Below are 15826 nucleotides of genomic sequence, written 5' to 3'. Positions count from 1 at the left end.
CCGCCGACGGGCCCTACCGCACCAGCGCCATCCCGTGCTCCGTGGTGTTGAGGCGGCGGCCGCCCGTCTCCGTGCACGTGACGATGTCCTCGATGCGTACGCCGAAGCGGCCCGGCAGGTAGATGCCGGGCTCGATCGAGAAGCACATGCCGGGGACGAGGGGCAGATGTTCGCCCTCCACCAGGTACGGCGGTTCGTGGGTGGTGACGCCGATGCCGTGGCCGGTGCGGTGGATGAAGTACTCGCCGTATCCGGCGGCCTTGATCACCTGGCGGGCGACGCGGTCGATCTCCTGGCACGCCACCCCGGGGCGCACCGCCTCGAACGCCGCCTGCTGCGCCTCGCGGACGATGTCGTGCACCTTGCGTTCCTCGGCGGTCGGCTCGCCGACGTGGACGGTGCGGGTGGTGTCGGAGCCGTAGCCGTCCTTGAGGCCGCCGAAGTCGAGCACGACCATGTCGCCGTCCTGGATCAGCCGGTCGCCCGCCTCGTGGTGCGGGTTCGCGCCGTTGGGGCCGGAGCCGACGATGGTGAAGTCGACCTGGCTGTGGCCGTGCCGGACCAGCAGCCTGCTGAGGTCGGCGGCCACCTCGCGCTCGTGGCGGCCGGCGAACGGCAGGCCCAGGATGTCGTCGTACGTCGCGTCGGCCGCGGCGCCCGCCGCCGCCAGCCGCTCCACCTCGTACGCGTCCTTCACGGCCCGCAGCATCGGCAGCACCTCGGAGAGCCCGCCGTAGCCGCTGTCCGGCAGGGTCCGCTGGAGCCCGAGGAGGTGCAGCGCCCAGGTGGCGTCCGAGACGCCGTAACGGCCCTTCGGGTCGAGCCACTTCGCGAGCTCCCCGTAGGGGTCGGTGCCGTCGCGCCACCCGGTGACGTCCAGGGCGCCGGCACCCGGGGCGGCCTCGGCGTCCGGCCGCTCCAGGGCGGGCACCAGCAGTCGCGGCCGGGCGCCGGGGGCGAGGACGAGGGCGGTCAGCCGCTCCGTGACCGCCGTGACGTGGTAGCCGCACAGCCAGCCCAGGTCCGGGCCCGGCGTCACGATCAGGCCGTCGAGCCCCTCCGCGGCGGCCACGGCTGCGGCCCGTTCCATCCGTCGCTCGTACGCGTCACGAGTCAGGGAAGTCACCATGGCCGCAATGTACGCCCGCCGCTCCGGCGCCCGCACCCGCTCCGGGCGGACTGCCTCCGGGGGCGCCGCCCACCGCCCACCAGCGCGCACGCCCCGCCCGCGCGCCCGGCGCACCCGGCGCACCCGGCGCACCCGGCGCACCCGGCGCACCCGCCGGACGATGCGCCCCCGGCGCGAGCCCCGGCACCCCGGTGACGGCCCGCGCCCCCGACGTCTCCCTGCCTCGGCGGCTACGCCTTCGGCTGGGTGAAGCGGAGGTTGTTGCCGAAGGGGTCGCGCAGCCCGCAGTCCGTCCCGTACGGGCGCTCCACCGGCTCCTGGGTGAACTCGACGCCCCGCTCCCGGAGCGTCTCGTAGGTCTGGCGGCAGTCGTCGGTGGTGAGGATGAGCCAGCCGCCCATCGCCCCCTTGGTGACCAGGTCGCGGACCTGGGCGGCCGTCTCCTCGGACATCGCCGGGGCGCCCGGCTTCTCCAGGAGGATCTGCCGCTCCGGGTGGCCGGGGACGGCGACGGTCAGCCACCGCATGAATCCCATGTCGATGTCGGCGGCGACCTCCAGGCCGAGGGTGCCGACGTAGAAGTCGAGGGCTTCGTCCTGGTCGAGGACGTAAAGCTGTGAGTGCGTGAGGGCGTTGAACATGTCCCTCAACCTAGGTGCAGGACCGGCCGAAAAACTTCTCCGAAACTGCTCTCTTACGGGGGCCTACGGGGGCCGCGCACCGCTTCCCCCCGGGGCGGGCGGTCGCCCTCACTCGCTGGGCCGCGTCCACGCCATGGTGAAACACGTCGGCACGCCCACCGCCACCGCTTCCTTGCGGTACGTCCGCGGCGACCGTCCGACGATCTCGCGGAACGTCCGGCTGAACGTACCGAGGCTGCCGAACCCGACCTCGTAGCAGATGTCCGTGACGCTGCGGTCGGTCTCCCGCAGCAGCGACATCGCCCGCTCGACGCGGCGTCGTTGCAGGTAGCGGTGGGGTGTCTCGCCGAAGGTGGCCCGGAAGGTGCGGGCGAAGTGGGCGGGCGAGACGTGCGCGATCCGGGCCAGCGCCGGTACGTCCAGCGGTTGCGCGTACGCGCGGTCCATCGCGTCCCGCGCCCGCAATATGCGCCGATTACGCTCCTCCACCGCCTCGTTCACGCCGCCATCAGACCACGGGCCGCTCCCCGGGTGCGGGCCCGGGGAGCGGCCCCCCGGGGCGGCGGAGAGGTGTTCAGGATGTGTTCAGGACACGGGTGGCACGGTCGGGCACCATGACTGCTGAAATCCCCGGAGCCGTCGAGGCCCACGAGCCGGCCGGCGCAGCCCCCAGGCACACCCGCCCTCGTCCGCACCGGAACAAGGTCCCCGAAGTCACCCCGTACTTCTGGGTGATCAAAGTCCTGTGCACCACGGTCGGCGAGACGGCCGCGGACCTTCTGAACGAGAAACTGGGGCTCGGGCTGACCGGGGTGTCGCTGCTGATGAGCGCGGTGCTCGTCGGGGTGCTCGTGGCACAGTTCCGCACCACCGCCTACCGGCCCGGCGTCTACTGGTCGGCCGTGGCGATGATCAGTGTCGTCGGCACTCTGCTCAGCGACAACCTCACCGACAACCTCGGCGTCCCTCTGGAAGCCTCCACCGTCGCCTTCGCGCTCGTGCTCGGCGTGGTGTTCGCCCTCTGGTTCCGCAGCGAGCGGACGCTGTCCATCCACCACATCGACAGCACCCGCCGCGAGTCCTTCTACTGGCTCGCCGTGCTGTTCACCTTCGCCCTGGGCACCGCCGCAGGTGACCTGGTCGCCGAACGCATGGACCTGGGGTACTCGCTCTCCGCCGTGCTGTTCGCCGCCGCCCTCGCCGTGGTGGCGACGGCGCGCTCCCTCGGCCTGGGTGCGGTGGGGAGTTTCTGGACCGCCTACATCCTGACCCGGCCGCTGGGCGCGTCCCTCGGGGACTACCTCTCGCAGCCGGCCACCGACGGCGGGCTCGGCATGGGCACCGTGATCACGAGTGTGCTGTTCCTGGCGGTCATTCTGGGCCTGGTGGTGTTCTTGACCGTGACCCGGCGGGATGTCTCCGGGCCGGGGCGCGGTACTCCGCAGGAAGGCTGAGAACGGGCCTGCGGCGGCGTTCAGGATGTGTTCAGGAAGTGGCTGGGAGGGTCGGGCGACGTGTGCCGTCACCGCCGCGGATGACGGCGCGAACGCCCCCTGTCGCCATTGCTTCGGAGAGTTCGAAAGTGGAAAACCCCCAAGCCCTGACCGGTCCGGACGCCGTCGTCACCGCCCCGCCGCCGACGCCCGCGGCGCCCGCCGCCGCTCCCGCGACGAAGAAACTGCCGGAGGTCACCCCGGCCTTCTGGATCATGAAGATCGCCGCGACGACCCTCGGCGAAACGGCCGGTGACCTCTTCGCCCAGACCCTCAAGCTGGGCTACTTCCTCACCACCGTCGTCCTGTTCCTGATCTTCGTGGTCACGCTCGCCGTACAGCTCAGGTCCCGGCGCTACAACCCGTTCTTCTACTGGACCGTCATCCTGTCCACCAGCACGGCCGGCACGACGATGTCCGACTTCATGAACCGGGACGCGAGCGCCAAGTACCTCTCCGGCGGGGCCTCTTCGCTCGGCTGGGGGCCGCAGGGACTGGGCCTGGGGTACCCGGCCGGAGCCGCGATCCTGATCACGCTTCTCCTCGCCATCTTCGCCGTCTGGAAGAGCACCGGGCTGACGTTCTCCCTCCGCGACATCGTCACCTTCCGCGCGGAGGCGCTGTTCTGGGCAGCGATCCTGGTGTCGAACACGCTCGGCACCTCGATGGGCGACTTCCTCTCCGACAGCTCCGGGCTCGGCTACGCGGGCGGCGCCCTCCTCGTCACCGGTGCGCTCGCGGTGCTCGTCGCCCTGATGCGGGCGCCCGCCGTGCCGAACGTGCTGCTGTTCTGGATCGCCTTCGTCCTCACCCGCCCTCTCGGGGCGACCGCCGGCGACTTCCTCACCAAGCCGCTCGCCAAGGGCGGACTGGACCTCGGCACGGCGGGTTCGTCGGCCGTGCTCCTCGCCGTCCTGATCGGCTTCACCATCCACGCACAGCTGCGTGAGCGGCGCGGCGCCGTCTCCCTGGAGCAGTGACGGCGCTCGGGGCGGGCCGGGTCAGCCGCTGGGCAGGGTGACCACGAACCGCGCCCCGGACGGGCACCCGGCGTCGTAGGCCACCTCGCCGTCCGCAGCGCGGGCGAGGCGCCGCGCGAGCGCCAGGCCCAGGCCCGCGCCGCCGTGTCCGTCCGCCGGATCGGCCCGGCTGCCCGGCCGGAACAGCTCGCCGACGAAGGCGGGCGGGACCCCGGGGCCGTCGTCACCGACCTCCACGCGGGTGACGCCGTCCGCCCGTCCGACCTGGATGCCGACCCGGGTGCGCGCGTACCGCAGGGCGTTGTCGGCCAGCGGGCCGACGATGCGTTCCAGCAGCGGGGCGGGCACCCCGGTCACCGCCGCGTCCGGGCCGGTGACCGTGACGGCGGGCCCGTCCGGGAGGGTGAGCCGGTCCGCGAGCCGCCGCAGCGTGGCCACGGCGTCGGCGGTCCCGGGGACGGCGCGGGCGGTGGCACGCGCGTCGTCGAGGAGCGTGTCGCAAATGGACCGCATGGAGTCGGCCGCGTCGGCGAGGACCGCGTGCGTCGCCGAGGTCTCGGCGACGGAGCGCGGGCGCGCCCGCCACCAGTCGAGTTCGGCGGTGATCCGCGCGAGGGGGTTGCGCAGTTCGTGGGACAGCTCCCTGGTGAGCTGCTGTTCATGGCGGAGTACGGCGCGGATACGGTCCAGCAGCTCGTCCAGGGAGGCACCGAGCCGCGCCAGCTCGGCGGGGCGGCCGGTACCGGCCAGGCGGTGCGGGGAGGCGACCGCGCTCCACCGGGTGGCCTGGTCGGTCATCACCGTCACGGGGCGCAGCGCCCGCCCCACGGCCAGCCAGGTCAGGACGTACGCGCCCGCCAGCACGGCGCCGTCCAGGGCGAGGGAGGCCCACAGCAGGGTGGCGGCCGAGGCGCGGTAGGGGGCGAGGTCCAGGGCGGCCACCACGGCGGCAGCGGGCCGGCCCGTCGCGCCGGTGTCGCCCACCGGGGCCGCGCACAGGCGTATCGGGGCTCCGGCGTCGAGCGCCGTGCACCGCTTGTCGCCGTGGGCGGCGAGGCGTGCCGCGGCCCGGCTGAGCGGGGCGCCGGCCGGAGCGGACGCGGGGTGTTCGAGGAGCCGGGGGCCCGCGTAGATCCACACGTTGGTGTCGAGCGGCGTGTCATCCGGCGTCTCCAGGACGCGTACCGGGGTGTGGCGGGTGTCGACGGTGGCGGACACCGCGGCGACCCGGGTGTGCAGTTCGTCGTCCGCCTGCTGTTGAAGGTGGTGACGGACGACCACGTTGCACACGACGGTGAGCAGCACCATGACCGACGCGGCGCAGGTCAGCGCCGCCAGGGACAGCCGTCCCCGCAGGGTGCGGGGGCCGCGGCGGGAGACCGCCGCGGCGATCCGGGAGCGGCGGGGCAGGGCGGGACCGGTCCGGTGCCGGGTCATGACAGGCGGTGCCCGATACCGCGGGCGGTGCTGATCGTCAGGGCGCTGCCGGCGTCCCGGAGCTTGCGCCGCAGGCGGCTCAGATACTGGTCGAGGGTGTTGTCGCTGACCTGCGCGCCGGGCGGCCAGCCGGCGCGGACCAGCTCCCGTCGGCGCACCACCGCCCCCGGTTCGGCCATCAGCGCGGCCAGCAGCCGGAACTCGGTGGGCGTCAGCGCCGCCTCTACGCCCCGCACGGACAGGCCGTGGCGTACCGGGTCGAGGGCGAGGTCACCCGTGGCGAGGCCGGTCGCGGCGCCGGACCGCCGGAGGGCGGCCCGCAACCGCGCGGTGAGTTCGGCGAGATGGAACGGCTTGGCCAGGTAGTCGTCGCCGCCCGAGGAGAACCCGCTCAGGCGGTCCGCGAGCCCGCCGTGCGCGGTGAGGAAGACGACCGGCCGGAGAAACCCGCGCGCCCGCATCGCCTGACACACATCCCGTCCGTCCGCGTCCGGGAGCCCGACGTCCAGCACCACCGCGTCGACGCCTTCCCCGACGAGCCGCAGCGCACCGGCCCCGTCCGGGGCGGCGGCCGTCCCGAACCCCTCCTCCCGCAGCCCGCGCACCAGCACGTCACGCAAGGCGTGATCGTCCTCGACGATCAGAATCGTGGCGGCATGCAACGGCGGTCACCTCACAGGGCCGGGCTCTGCCGCCCCCTCGGCACCGGAACGGCGGCGCCGCGCACGGACGAACGGCCACGGACGGCCACGGACGACCGGGGACGACCGGGGACGACCGGGGACGACCACGGACGACCGGGGACGGGCAGGGGACTGGCAGGAACGGGCGGAATTTCCACAGCAATGTCTACAAAACTGTCTACGGAACTGTAGACGACTGCCCGGAGCATCGGCCCGCCCCACTCCCCCCCCCTCAGCGCTCTCTCAGCGCTCTCTCAGCGCTCTCTCAGCGCTCCCTCAGCGCTCCCTCAGCGCTCCCTCAGCGAGCTCCCTCAACGCTCCCTCAGCGCTCCCTCAGCGCGGCGAGCGTCGCGTCGAGGTCGGCGCCACGGGGACGGTTGTGCGGCAGCTTGGCGAGTACGGCGGCCATGCCGCAGGTGTCGGTGAGGGCGGAGAAGACCAGGCCGCCCGCCACGCCGGCGGAGAGCAGCTGGAAGGCAGGGTGCACGAGCAGGCCGAGGACCAGCCCCAGCAGGACGAGCGTGCCCGCCGCGCAGCGCACCTGCCGCTCCATGCTCCAGCCCGCCCGGATCTCGCAGGCGGCGGGCCGCTCCAGGTCGTGGCCCGCGGCGGCCCACGCCGTGGTGCCGCCGTCGAGGGTGGCCGCCGGGACGCCCTGTTCGGCGAGGAGCGCGCAGGCGCGCGCCGAACGGGCACCGGAGGCGCACACGACCAGGAGGTCACGGCGCCCGGCCGCGTCCCGCATCCCGGGCAGCGCCCGGCCGAGGTGGTCGAGCGGAATGTTCAGGGCCCCCGGCAGATGACCGGCGGCGTACTCGCCGGGCGTCCGGACGTCGACGACGGTCAGCTCGGACAGCCGGGCCCGGGCGGCGTCGAGGGTGGTGGGGGTGGTGGCGGTGTCGAGGGTGGTGGGGGTGGCGGGGGTGGTCATGGCGGGTGATCCTCCAATGGTCGCCACCGTTCCGAACCGGGACGTACAGTACCCCTAGGGGTATTGCAGGAAAGCGGTCGGGAACGGGGGCCTGGTCATGGAACGGGAGCTTGGTCGTGGAACTGGATCTTGAGGGCGCCTCGTTGAAGTCGGTATTGAACCGGCTGCGGCGGGCGCAGGGCCAGATCGCCGGGGTGATCCGGATGATCGAGGAGGGCCGGGACTGCGAGGACGTCGTCACGCAGCTGGCCGCCGCCTCCCGGGCGCTGGACCGGGCCGGTTTCGCGATCATCGCAACCGGTCTGCAGCAGTGCGTGGCGGACATCGAGTCCGGCGCGAAGAGCGGCGACGACACCGAGCAGATGCGGGCGCGGCTGGAGAAGCTCTTCCTGTCGCTGGCCTAGGGGGAGCTACCCGGAGGCCGACGGCCGGGCTTCCTGTGGCCTCATACGACCGCATCCACCAGCATGAACGCCGCCACCGCGAGCAGCACGACGGCGAAGACGCGCTGCAGGGCCGGGCCGGACACCTTCGCCGCGAGGCGTTTGCCGTCCCAGGCGCCGAGGACTGCCGCTCCGGCGAACGGTCCGATGACGGCCCAGTTCAGGCCGGTCGCCGTCCCGGCGCGCAGCCCCAGGGCGGCGACCGAGTTGACGGTGATGACCAGCAGGCTGGTGCCCACCGCCGCCCGCATCCGCATGCCGAGCACGTTGACCAGCGCCGGCACGGCGAGGAACCCGCCGCCGACGCCAAGGACCCCGGTGACCGCCCCGAGCCCGGCACCGACGGCCGCCGCCCGGCCGGACCGTATCTGCACGGAACCCTCCCTCTGTACGGAACCCTCCGCGAGGGGACGGCGCCGGAGCATACGGAACGCCGCGGTGACCGCGAGCGCCGCGAAGGCCACGGTGAGCAGCGCGGTCGGCAGGCGCCCCGCGAGCGCGCCGCCCAGCATGGCCGGACCGGTCCCCGCCGCCGCGAACAGCAGCCCCGTACGCCATCGCACCTGCCCGTCCCTGGCGTGCGCGAGCAGCGCGGTGGCGGAGGTGACGGCGACGATGATCAGGCTCGCGGTGGTGGCCGCGACCGGGGTGAAACCGAGCAGATAGATCAACGCGGGAACGGCCAGCACACTGCCGCCACCGCCGAGCGCCCCCAGCGCGACACCGATGACCCCACCGGCGACCAGGGCGAATATCACCGAGGAACTCATACTCAGCGTGCTCCCTCTCGGTTCGCGACCGGTTCAGGCGGGGCGGACGGTGAGTCCGGCCCGCTCGGCCGCATCGAAGGAGTCGTCGACGGCCACGACGTCGCGGCCCGCCGCGTCGAGCAGCGAGGCGGCGATGGCCGCGCGCATTCCGCCCGCGCAGTGCACCCACACCTGACCTGCGGGAACGTCGTGAATACGCCGGTGCAGCGTGTGCAGCGGAACGTGCACCGAACCCTCGACGAAGCCGTTCGCCCGCTCGCCGTCCCGGCGGACGTCGAGGACGACGACACCGTCCTTGGCCCGCTCCGCAAGAGCGGCGAAGGTGGCCCGGGGGAAGGAGGCGAGCGCTTCGCCGTCACGCACCCAGTTCGCCGGGTCCCCGGTGGCCGCCGCGGCCGGACGGTCGATACCGACCCGCGCCAACTCCCGCTGTGCGTCGGCCAGTTGCTCGGCCGACTCGGCGAGCAGCGCCACCGGCTTCCCCCACGGGATCAGCCAGGCCAGGTACGTGGCGAGCTGCCCTTCGCCCTCGAAATTGAACGCGCCGGACACATGCCCCTCGGCGAAGGCGACGCGGTGGCGCAGGTCGACCACCCACTCCCCGGCGGCCAGCCGTCCGGCGATCTCCTGGGCGTCGGCGACGGCGGGCGGGGTGAGGTCGACGGGCGCGGGCCCGGCGGCGTTGGCCGGCCCCATGTGCGCGTAATAGGCAGGGATGTCGTCGAGTCCGGCCAGCAGGTCGGCGACGAACGCGCCCACCTCCCGGGTCAGCGCCTCGTTGGAAGTCTTCTCCGCACCGATCGTGGTGGACTCCCCCGTCGTCCCCCCTGCCGCGCAGAAGCTCCCGAAGCCGTGCGTGGGCAGCACCGCCGTCTCATCCGGCAACTCGGCGGCCAGCCGGTGCGCGGAGGCGTGCTGGGCCCGGGCGAGCTCCGCGGTCAGCCGCGGTTCGACCAGATCGGGCCGCCCGACGGTCCCGATCAGCAGCGACCCGCCGGTGAACACGGCGATGTCCTTACCGTTCTCCTCCAGGACGTACGAGGTGTGGTGCGGGGTGTGCCCCGGGGTGGCCAGCGCACGCAGCGCGAGCCCGGCGGCGGCGTCGATCTCCGCACGGTCCCCGTCCCGCACCGGCGTCCGCGCGAATTCCACCGCGGCTCCGGCGGGCACGAGATAGGCGGCACCGGTGATCCGCGCGAGTTCGAGACCACCGGTGACATAGTCGTTGTGCAGGTGCGTCTCGACGACATGGGATATCCGCACTCCCCGCCGGGCCGCCGCCGCGAGCACCTGCTCGACGTCGCGCGGCGGATCCACCGCCACGGCGGTCCGACCGCCGCCGGCCAGGTAGCTGCGGTTGCCCAGACCGGCGATCTCAAGGGTGTCGACGAAGAACACGGGGCACTTCCTTCCATTGCGCGATTACCCCCCGGGGTATATCGACGTTAACACGGGTACCCCTAGGGGTATCTCTGGGTGTGCCCTCGGGGGCTTCGGGGTGCGCAGTCGGGGTGCGCTCCCGGGGTGCGCTCTCGGGGGGGGTGCGGAGCCGGTACGGAGAAGAGCCACGCGGCCGTACGCGGGAAGGGCCACAGAGCAGACGGGGCACGGCCGGAGACGGCAGGGAGCCCGCGGCCGGGACATGACCAGGGGCGGCAAAGGGCCGCGGCCGGGGCGCGACCGAGGGGCCGGGGCGCCGGGCACGCCGGGCCCACCAGGCCGAAGGCGGCGACCGGCCCTCACCGGACACACCGAGCCGAAGGCGCACCCCGGAGATCAGACGCGACCGCGAGAGACCAGGCACAGTCGCAGAGGCCAGGCGCAGTCTCAGAGATCAGACACAGCCGCAGAGGTCAGGCGTACGCACAGAGATCAGACACAGTCGCAAAGGTCAGGCGTACGCAGAGATCAGACACACCCGCAGAGATCAGGTCCGCCCACGCGCCAACCCCCACGTCTGCAACACATACGCCCGCCCCTTCTCCTCCCCCGTGATCAGCGGTACGTCGAGCAGCCGGAAACCCGCCTTGGTGGCCACGGCCACGCTCGCCGCGTTCTCCGCCTCCAGCTCCAGAATCACCTGCTCCGCACCCAGCTCCTCGAAGGCATACGTGGCCATCACCCGCACCGCCCGCGCCGCCAGCCCCTGCCCACGGTGCGCCGGGCCGATCGCGTACCCCAGTTCCGTCCCCTCGGGGGCGCGCCGCAGCATCACCTCGCCGAGCGGCGCGCCGCCGTCCACGGTGACGGCCAGCATGATGACCTTCCCCTCGGCCCGCAGCCGTCGGGCCCGGTCCAGTCGATCATCGGCGGCCGCTTCGTCGAAGGGCGAGACGATCGGCGTCCAGTACGCGATATCGGGGTGATCGAACAGCTCCGGCATCGCGCCGCGATCCCCCTCCGCCCAGTCACGAAGGACGAGCCCCTCCCCCGACAGCTCCATCCGCTCGGGAAAAGACGACGTACTGCTGCTCATGGCAACGAACCTCCTGGCCTGTAAGAACGAGGCAGGGTAACCGGAGGCGCACCACCTCACCGAAATCCCCCACACCCCGCTATGCAGCCCACACACCACGTAGGCGAACGGCCCGGCCAACGGGCCCGAGCCGCGGCGGAGAGTCGAGGGCCGGTACCCACCCTCCGACGGCAAACCGACCCGCCCGGGGCGGACCGGACGAAGAAGCGACGACGGGCGACGGCAGGCGCCGCCCGGTCGGCCCATGGACACCACAGTCAAGATCCGGCAGCATCGGCGGATGCTGAGGCGCGAACGACCTGTAGTGGTCACCGTATGCGGGTCCCCAGGGGCCGGAAAGACCACCGTTGCCCGCGCGACGGCGCGCCGCCTCGGTGTGCCGTTCCTGACCCGGGACGAGATCAAGGTCGGCCTCGGACTCTCCTTGGCTTCCGCCACCGAGGACGGCAGCGTTCAACTCACCCCGGAATTCCACATCGCCGGCGGCCCTTTGAGCCTCCGCGCCGAGTCCGTGATGGTCAACACAGCCCAGCTACTCGCCTCCTCAGGCGTGAGCTTCGTCGTGGAGTCCTCCGTGTTGTCGCGCACGCTGATAGACGACCTACTCGCATGTGACGCCCGGATACTCGCTGTTCACGTCGTCGCCCGCACATCGGTCATCGACGAGCGCCTCCGCGCCCGGGCAGCCAACGGCGGGGCAACCGACCGGCAACTCTTGTCCCAGTTCCAGCAAGGCGACTGGAAGCGCTCAATTTTCGATCCACCGAGTGGAGTCGACGCCATCGTAGAAGTCGACACCACAGACGAGGGCGCTCCGGACACCGACCCCATCGAGGCAGCAGTCACCGCCCTGATCCGGTGACCGGCCCCGCTCAGATCCCCGACTCGCCCCCACCCACCGGGGCTCAGGCCACCGACCGGCCCGGCCGATGCCCCCATGGACGCCAGAACGCCCCTGGACGCCAGAACGCCCCGGCCGAACCCCGACAGGCCAACCGGCGCCGGCTGCTCGCCGACGTGTTCCCGGGCAGGCGGCTCGCGGCGGCTCTCTCACGGGTTGGATGTCCGTCACCGAGCGGTGGGTCGCCGAACGCGAGGCAGGGAGGGCAATGAGGCCGGCCGCAACGACGTCCCGCGCAACGCGTGCCCCTATGCGGCCGACGACCTGCGGCGTACCGCGTGGATTCGCGGCTACAACAAGGCGAACCCGTTCCCCCTCAGCGCAGAGGGCTGACCTCGACAGACTAGCCCTGCGCCCCGGGCCATTGAGTGGCCACGGTCTTGCTGGTGGCCCCATGAGACTCAGCCGCCGCCTGCCAGGTCAGGCCGAGCACCGACAAGGAAAGTACTGCTGAAACAGCAACAGCAGTCAGCTTCTTCTTACCGTTGTTCATATGTTCTCCTCAGCGCCTCAACCAGCCGGCAGAAGCCGCCAGAAGCCAACTCCGCTGGTCAGACGGTCAGTTATGCGATGATGCGGCAGATTAGCATGGCATGCACATGCGTCTGTGACCTGTGCCATCACCTACCGCTGATCGCGCCGGTGTCCCCCCACTTCGGTGCACGAGCGGGAAGCAACGGTTCAATCCGCGCCCACTGCACGTCAGTTGGGGCCACACCCGAACCAACGTGGTGATCACGGGCTGGGACGCTCGCGCGGCGGGTTCATACACCTCCCGCAGAAACCGCGCCTACCTGCGCCGACGCGGAATCCGAGTGGCTGTGATCAGCACCCCCACCGGGGTCCTACGCGACCTTGACCACATACTTGCCCTGGACGCCGCCCGCCTCCAGTGCCCGGTGTGCCGCTGCTGTTTCCTCCAGGGGGAACACCGTGTCCACCGCGGGGCTCAGCTTGCCCTCGACCACATGGCGGGCAAGGTCGTCGAAGTCCGCCCGCGTGGGGTTGCTGCTGAAGTAGCGCACCCGGCCGCGTCCGTGGACCGTGCTGGCCGCGAGGTAGCCGAGCGATGCAGCGGGCCGTTTCGGATCGAAGGCGATGGTGACCATGCGCCCGCCGGGATTCAGTAAGCGCCGGAAGGCCCGCAGGTCGGTCCCCGCGGTGTCCAGGACCACGTCGAAGCGGCCCAGTTCCGCCGGCCGCACCATCCGGTGGTCGACGGCCTCGTGCGCGCCGAGCCCGCGGACGAAGTCGAGGCTGGCCGCGCGGGCGAGGGCCGTGACCTCGGCGCCGTACGCCCGTCCGAGCTGGACGGCGGCGTTGCCGACACCGCCCGCCGCGCCCCGGACGAGGAGCCGTTCGCCGGGGCGCAGCCCGGCTTTGTCCCGTAGGGCGGTGATGGCCGTGGTGGCCACCGGAAGCGCGGCGGCGTTCACCCGGTCAAGGCCGTCGGGGAGCCGGCCGACCCGTTCGGCGGGCACGGTCACGTACTCGGCGGCGCTGCCGAACCCGGAGGTGCGGCCCAAGACCCCCCATACGCGGTCGCCGGCCGCGAACCGTGTGACTCCGGCACCCAGTGCGGCGACCTCGCCGGTGAAGTCCAAGCCGACGCGCTTGGGGAAGTTCCGGCCGCTCAGGAGACGGAGACGGCCGGCACGGACTGCCAGTTCGCTGCCGTTGACACTGAACGCGCGCACCTTCACGAGGACCTCGCCGTGGGCCGGCTCGGGGCGTGGCACGCGGCCCGTGTAGAGCACATCGGGGCCGCCGTAGCGGTCGTAGAGCACTGCCTTCATCATGCGGTCGTTCATCGTTCTGCCTTTGCCGCCGGGGGCCGTACAGGTCTGGCATCGACCGTAAGCTCTTAAGTGGACGCAATCGTCCGTTTGGAACGGAAGCGAGAGACAGTGATGGCGGAATCCTCTCGGATCACAGCCCGGGACGGGGTGCGGGCGGACGCCCGGCGCAACCGGGAGCGCGTCCTCGTCGCCGCCCGTGCGGTCTTCGCGGAGCACGGGATCGACGCTCCGATGGCGACCGTGGCCCGTCGGGCCGGGGTCGGCGTGGCGACGCTGTACCGGCATTTCCCGACCCGGGACGCCCTGGTGCGCGGCGCGTTCGCGCAGCAGATGGAGACCTGCGCGCGGACGCTCACCGAGGCCCTGGCAGCCCCTGACCCGTGGCAGGGATTCCAGCACCTGATCGAGACGGTCTGCGCTCTGCAACGGGAGGAACGCGGGTTCCCGGCCGCGTTCGTCACGGCCTTCCCGGAAAGCACGTCGGAACACGCGCAGTCCCGGCAACGAGCCGAGCGGGACTTCACGACCCTGGTACGCAGGGCCCAGGCGTCGGGCGCGCTGCGGGCCGACTTTCACCCTTCCGACCTCGCCGTGGTCCTCTTGGCACACTGCGGTCTGGCAACCGCCCTACCGGGTGATGGTGCAGCGTCCCGGCGGCTGGTGGCCTATCTGCTCCAGTCGTTCCGCACCAACACGGCCAACGAACCGCTGCCTCCGCCGACTACGCTCACACTGCGCAGCCTCCCGATTGCAGCTGACAGTCCCCCGGGACAGCGGCCCCCGAGAGCCTGACGTGAAACGGCACCTGCCGCAGGGCACGTCCAGTCCGACAACTCCACTTTCGTAACAGGCCCTGATGCCCCCATGGACGCCAGAACGCCCCGGCCGAAGACTCGCCCGGGGCGTTCCCACTGTTCAGCACAAGAGCCCCCTGTCGGATTCGAACCGACGACCTTCGCTTTACAAGTCCAACAAGGTTCGTGACAGAGGGTTCTAGTCCATGCCGCCCGGTCGCTGTTTGTGCGGGTCAGCGCCGGGCGGCACTTCGTCTCAGTTCAAGGCATGACAGCCTGTACGGAGCCGTCCGGCCACACATTGGCCACACATCCGGCCACACACAGGCACCCCCGCGCGATGCATTCGAGGCCGAGCAACAGCGGAGTGCGGACCATTCCCCCGACCGACCCGGACGCCAACCCTGACAACTAGAGCACCCCGCGGCGCACTTGATCGACGGCGACCCGATACCCGCGGCGAACCGCCCGCTCATCACGGCGTCGGCGATCCCCCATCGCGACGACGGGCGTCAACACCATCGTGACAACGATGCCAGCGCGTGCCGCGTGGCGCGTCCTGGATTTGCTGACCGCTGCCGCGCCGAGCGCCGCCGTGACGGCGCACGTTGCGGAAATTGCTGCCACTACTCCCGTTGGGTAGACCAAACCCGGTTCCCCCTCTTGCACCGTTACTTACCGTGCGCGGCTCATGCTGCCCTTCCGACGCAGCGCTACCACACAAGGGGGCGCAGCCTACCTGCGGACAGGGCGACGACCTAGGGAAACTCACACAGCGTGACCACGTGTGGCATATTCCAGCCGCGCGTTTTGGATTCGGACACCGAGGAGGGTGGCCACAGGCCGCTATTCCCCTGCCGCCTGATTCCGCGCCTGCTGCGCCAGGAGCCCCGCGACGAACACGTCGAGTTGCTGGACGAGTTGCGGTTCCCGAATGCCAACGAGGGCCGCCAGCTCCTCTGGGGTATGACGGCGCGCCGGGGTGGCGGTCGCCGGAGGCATCTCGTCCTCCGTGAGGATGTGGGCCCGTACGAGCAGCTCACGCAGCGGCACCTTAAGCACGGGCGCCATGGCTTCCAGCACTTCGGGTGTCGGCGTATTGGTACCGCGGAGGGTTCGCGATACGACCGGGTGTGAGATGCCCGCGGCGCGCGCGAACTGCGCCTGCCCGCCGGCCCTCGGGGTGGAGAGATCAAAGCCGAGTTGGGTGAGGCGTTCGCGCAACCACTGTGCGAATTCCTCCCGCGCGTCAGCACTTATCGTTCGTGCTCGTTCGATCCTTCGCATGCACGCAAGATACCCCGGCTCGCCCGATCAGCATGCGCTGGTGCGCATAACGCCCCCCGTTT

18 protein-coding genes are annotated in these 15826 nt (G+C 71.7%); 6 read left to right on the top strand and 12 right to left on the bottom strand.

The features are described from left to right. Positions 1-13: 13 nt before the first annotated feature. From ACFWWQ_RS11025 to ACFWWQ_RS11015, 3 genes are all read right to left on the bottom strand, one after another. Positions 14-1129 carry an aminopeptidase P family protein gene (locus ACFWWQ_RS11025; protein ID WP_384593603.1) on the bottom strand — a complete coding sequence of 372 codons (1116 nt, stop codon included), beginning with the start codon at positions 1127-1129 and terminating at the stop codon, positions 14-16. 230 nt (positions 1130-1359) lie between these two features. Next, a complete protein-coding gene (locus tag ACFWWQ_RS11020) occupies positions 1360-1770 on the bottom strand; it encodes a VOC family protein (protein ID WP_384593600.1) in 411 nt (136 codons plus the stop codon). Between the two features lie 108 nt (positions 1771-1878). After that, positions 1879-2217: a helix-turn-helix domain-containing protein gene (locus tag ACFWWQ_RS11015; RefSeq protein ID WP_384593883.1), complete on the bottom strand. Its 339-nt coding sequence runs from the start codon at positions 2215-2217 to the stop codon at positions 1879-1881. A gap of 167 nt (positions 2218-2384) precedes the next feature. On the opposite strand from ACFWWQ_RS11015, the gene ACFWWQ_RS11010 reads away from it, so the two are divergent. Both ACFWWQ_RS11010 and ACFWWQ_RS11005 read left to right on the top strand, forming a co-directional pair. Further along, entirely contained in the window at positions 2385-3224 is an 840-nt protein-coding gene (locus ACFWWQ_RS11010; RefSeq protein WP_384593597.1) for a hypothetical protein, read from the top strand. A gap of 128 nt (positions 3225-3352) precedes the next feature. After that, on the top strand, positions 3353-4243 hold the full coding sequence (locus tag ACFWWQ_RS11005) for a hypothetical protein (RefSeq protein WP_384593594.1): 891 nt from the start codon (positions 3353-3355) through the stop codon (positions 4241-4243). A 21-nt stretch (positions 4244-4264) separates the two neighbouring features. On the opposite strand, the gene ACFWWQ_RS11000 is transcribed toward ACFWWQ_RS11005, so the two are convergent. From ACFWWQ_RS11000 to ACFWWQ_RS10990, 3 genes are all read right to left on the bottom strand, one after another. Beyond that, positions 4265-5680 carry a sensor histidine kinase gene (locus tag ACFWWQ_RS11000; RefSeq protein ID WP_384593591.1) on the bottom strand — a complete coding sequence of 472 codons (1416 nt, stop codon included), beginning with the start codon at positions 5678-5680 and terminating at the stop codon, positions 4265-4267. Further along, a complete protein-coding gene (locus ACFWWQ_RS10995; RefSeq protein ID WP_384593588.1) occupies positions 5677-6342 on the bottom strand; it encodes a response regulator transcription factor in 666 nt (221 codons plus the stop codon). The genes ACFWWQ_RS11000 and ACFWWQ_RS10995 overlap by 4 nt, the downstream gene beginning before the upstream one ends. Positions 6343-6685: 343 nt before the next feature. Continuing rightward, on the bottom strand, positions 6686-7294 hold the full coding sequence (locus ACFWWQ_RS10990) for a rhodanese-like domain-containing protein (RefSeq protein ID WP_384593585.1): 609 nt from the start codon (positions 7292-7294) through the stop codon (positions 6686-6688). Between the two features lie 116 nt (positions 7295-7410). On the opposite strand from ACFWWQ_RS10990, the gene ACFWWQ_RS10985 reads away from it, so the two are divergent. Continuing rightward, complete coding sequence (locus tag ACFWWQ_RS10985) at positions 7411-7698, top strand: metal-sensitive transcriptional regulator (RefSeq protein WP_384593582.1); 288 nt, start codon at positions 7411-7413, stop codon at positions 7696-7698. A 41-nt stretch (positions 7699-7739) separates the two neighbouring features. Here the strand turns inward: ACFWWQ_RS10985 and ACFWWQ_RS10980 are convergent, their stop codons facing one another. The 3 genes from ACFWWQ_RS10980 to ACFWWQ_RS10970 all read right to left on the bottom strand — a co-directional run bounded on the left by ACFWWQ_RS10980 (position 7740) and on the right by ACFWWQ_RS10970 (position 10983). After that, entirely contained in the window at positions 7740-8507 is a 768-nt protein-coding gene (locus tag ACFWWQ_RS10980; RefSeq protein WP_384593579.1) for a sulfite exporter TauE/SafE family protein, read from the bottom strand. Between the two features lie 33 nt (positions 8508-8540). Then, entirely contained in the window at positions 8541-9905 is a 1365-nt protein-coding gene (locus ACFWWQ_RS10975) for a rhodanese-like domain-containing protein (protein ID WP_384593576.1), read from the bottom strand. 529 nt (positions 9906-10434) lie between these two features. Next, positions 10435-10983 (bottom strand): GNAT family N-acetyltransferase, encoded by a 549-nt coding sequence (locus ACFWWQ_RS10970; protein ID WP_384593573.1) that lies wholly within the window; start codon positions 10981-10983, stop codon positions 10435-10437. Between the two features lie 244 nt (positions 10984-11227). Here ACFWWQ_RS10970 and ACFWWQ_RS10965 point away from each other — a divergent pair, with 244 nt between their 5' ends. After that, positions 11228-11845: an AAA family ATPase gene (locus tag ACFWWQ_RS10965; RefSeq protein WP_384593570.1), complete on the top strand. Its 618-nt coding sequence runs from the start codon at positions 11228-11230 to the stop codon at positions 11843-11845. Positions 11846-11920: 75 nt separating this feature from the next. Then, positions 11921-12217 carry an Rmf/CrpP fold protein gene (locus ACFWWQ_RS10960; protein ID WP_384593567.1) on the top strand — a complete coding sequence of 99 codons (297 nt, stop codon included), beginning with the start codon at positions 11921-11923 and terminating at the stop codon, positions 12215-12217. Positions 12218-12227: 10 nt separating this feature from the next. On the opposite strand, the gene ACFWWQ_RS10955 is transcribed toward ACFWWQ_RS10960, so the two are convergent. Together ACFWWQ_RS10955 and ACFWWQ_RS10950 are read right to left on the bottom strand one after the other, a co-directional pair. After that, the gene (locus tag ACFWWQ_RS10955) at positions 12228-12377 is read right to left on the bottom strand and encodes a hypothetical protein (RefSeq protein WP_384593564.1); all 150 of its coding nucleotides are present in this window, start codon (positions 12375-12377) and stop codon (positions 12228-12230) included. A 352-nt stretch (positions 12378-12729) separates the two neighbouring features. Continuing rightward, entirely contained in the window at positions 12730-13695 is a 966-nt protein-coding gene (locus ACFWWQ_RS10950) for an NAD(P)-dependent alcohol dehydrogenase (protein WP_384593561.1), read from the bottom strand. 99 nt (positions 13696-13794) lie between these two features. Here ACFWWQ_RS10950 and ACFWWQ_RS10945 point away from each other — a divergent pair, with 99 nt between their 5' ends. Further along, on the top strand, positions 13795-14475 hold the full coding sequence (locus ACFWWQ_RS10945; RefSeq protein WP_384593558.1) for a TetR/AcrR family transcriptional regulator: 681 nt from the start codon (positions 13795-13797) through the stop codon (positions 14473-14475). An 848-nt stretch (positions 14476-15323) separates the two neighbouring features. Here ACFWWQ_RS10945 and ACFWWQ_RS10940 read toward each other — a convergent pair. Continuing rightward, positions 15324-15764, bottom strand: coding sequence for a helix-turn-helix domain-containing protein (locus tag ACFWWQ_RS10940; protein WP_384593555.1), 441 nt, complete (start codon positions 15762-15764; stop codon positions 15324-15326). Positions 15765-15826 lie beyond the last annotated feature (62 nt).

The sequence above is a fragment of the Streptomyces sp. NPDC059080 genome, from assembly GCF_042739975.1.
GTDB classification, from domain to species: Bacteria; Actinomycetota; Actinomycetes; order Streptomycetales; family Streptomycetaceae; genus Streptomyces; species Streptomyces benahoarensis.
This window is presented reverse-complemented; position numbering and strand designations above follow the sequence as displayed.

Excerpts from the sequence above, each read along its gene's own strand:
- ACFWWQ_RS11025 (WP_384593603.1), bottom strand. The coding sequence starts at position 1,129 with ATGGTGACTTCCCTGACTCGTGACGCGTACGAGCGACGGATGGAACGG.
- ACFWWQ_RS11020 (WP_384593600.1), bottom strand. The coding sequence starts at position 1,770 with ATGTTCAACGCCCTCACGCACTCACAGCTTTACGTCCTCGACCAGGAC.
- ACFWWQ_RS11015 (WP_384593883.1), bottom strand. The coding sequence starts at position 2,217 with ATGGACCGCGCGTACGCGCAACCGCTGGACGTACCGGCGCTGGCCCGG.
- ACFWWQ_RS11010 (WP_384593597.1), top strand. The coding sequence starts at position 2,385 with ATGACTGCTGAAATCCCCGGAGCCGTCGAGGCCCACGAGCCGGCCGGC.
- ACFWWQ_RS11000 (WP_384593591.1), bottom strand. The coding sequence starts at position 5,680 with ATGACCCGGCACCGGACCGGTCCCGCCCTGCCCCGCCGCTCCCGGATC.
- ACFWWQ_RS10990 (WP_384593585.1), bottom strand. The coding sequence starts at position 7,294 with ATGACCACCCCCGCCACCCCCACCACCCTCGACACCGCCACCACCCCC.
- ACFWWQ_RS10980 (WP_384593579.1), bottom strand. The coding sequence starts at position 8,507 with ATGAGTTCCTCGGTGATATTCGCCCTGGTCGCCGGTGGGGTCATCGGT.
- ACFWWQ_RS10970 (WP_384593573.1), bottom strand. The coding sequence starts at position 10,983 with ATGAGCAGCAGTACGTCGTCTTTTCCCGAGCGGATGGAGCTGTCGGGG.
- ACFWWQ_RS10965 (WP_384593570.1), top strand. The coding sequence starts at position 11,228 with ATGGACACCACAGTCAAGATCCGGCAGCATCGGCGGATGCTGAGGCGC.
- ACFWWQ_RS10960 (WP_384593567.1), top strand. The coding sequence starts at position 11,921 with ATGGACGCCAGAACGCCCCTGGACGCCAGAACGCCCCGGCCGAACCCC.
- ACFWWQ_RS10955 (WP_384593564.1), bottom strand. The coding sequence starts at position 12,377 with ATGAACAACGGTAAGAAGAAGCTGACTGCTGTTGCTGTTTCAGCAGTA.
- ACFWWQ_RS10950 (WP_384593561.1), bottom strand. The coding sequence starts at position 13,695 with ATGAACGACCGCATGATGAAGGCAGTGCTCTACGACCGCTACGGCGGC.
- ACFWWQ_RS10945 (WP_384593558.1), top strand. The coding sequence starts at position 13,795 with ATGGCGGAATCCTCTCGGATCACAGCCCGGGACGGGGTGCGGGCGGAC.
- ACFWWQ_RS10940 (WP_384593555.1), bottom strand. The coding sequence starts at position 15,764 with ATGCGAAGGATCGAACGAGCACGAACGATAAGTGCTGACGCGCGGGAG.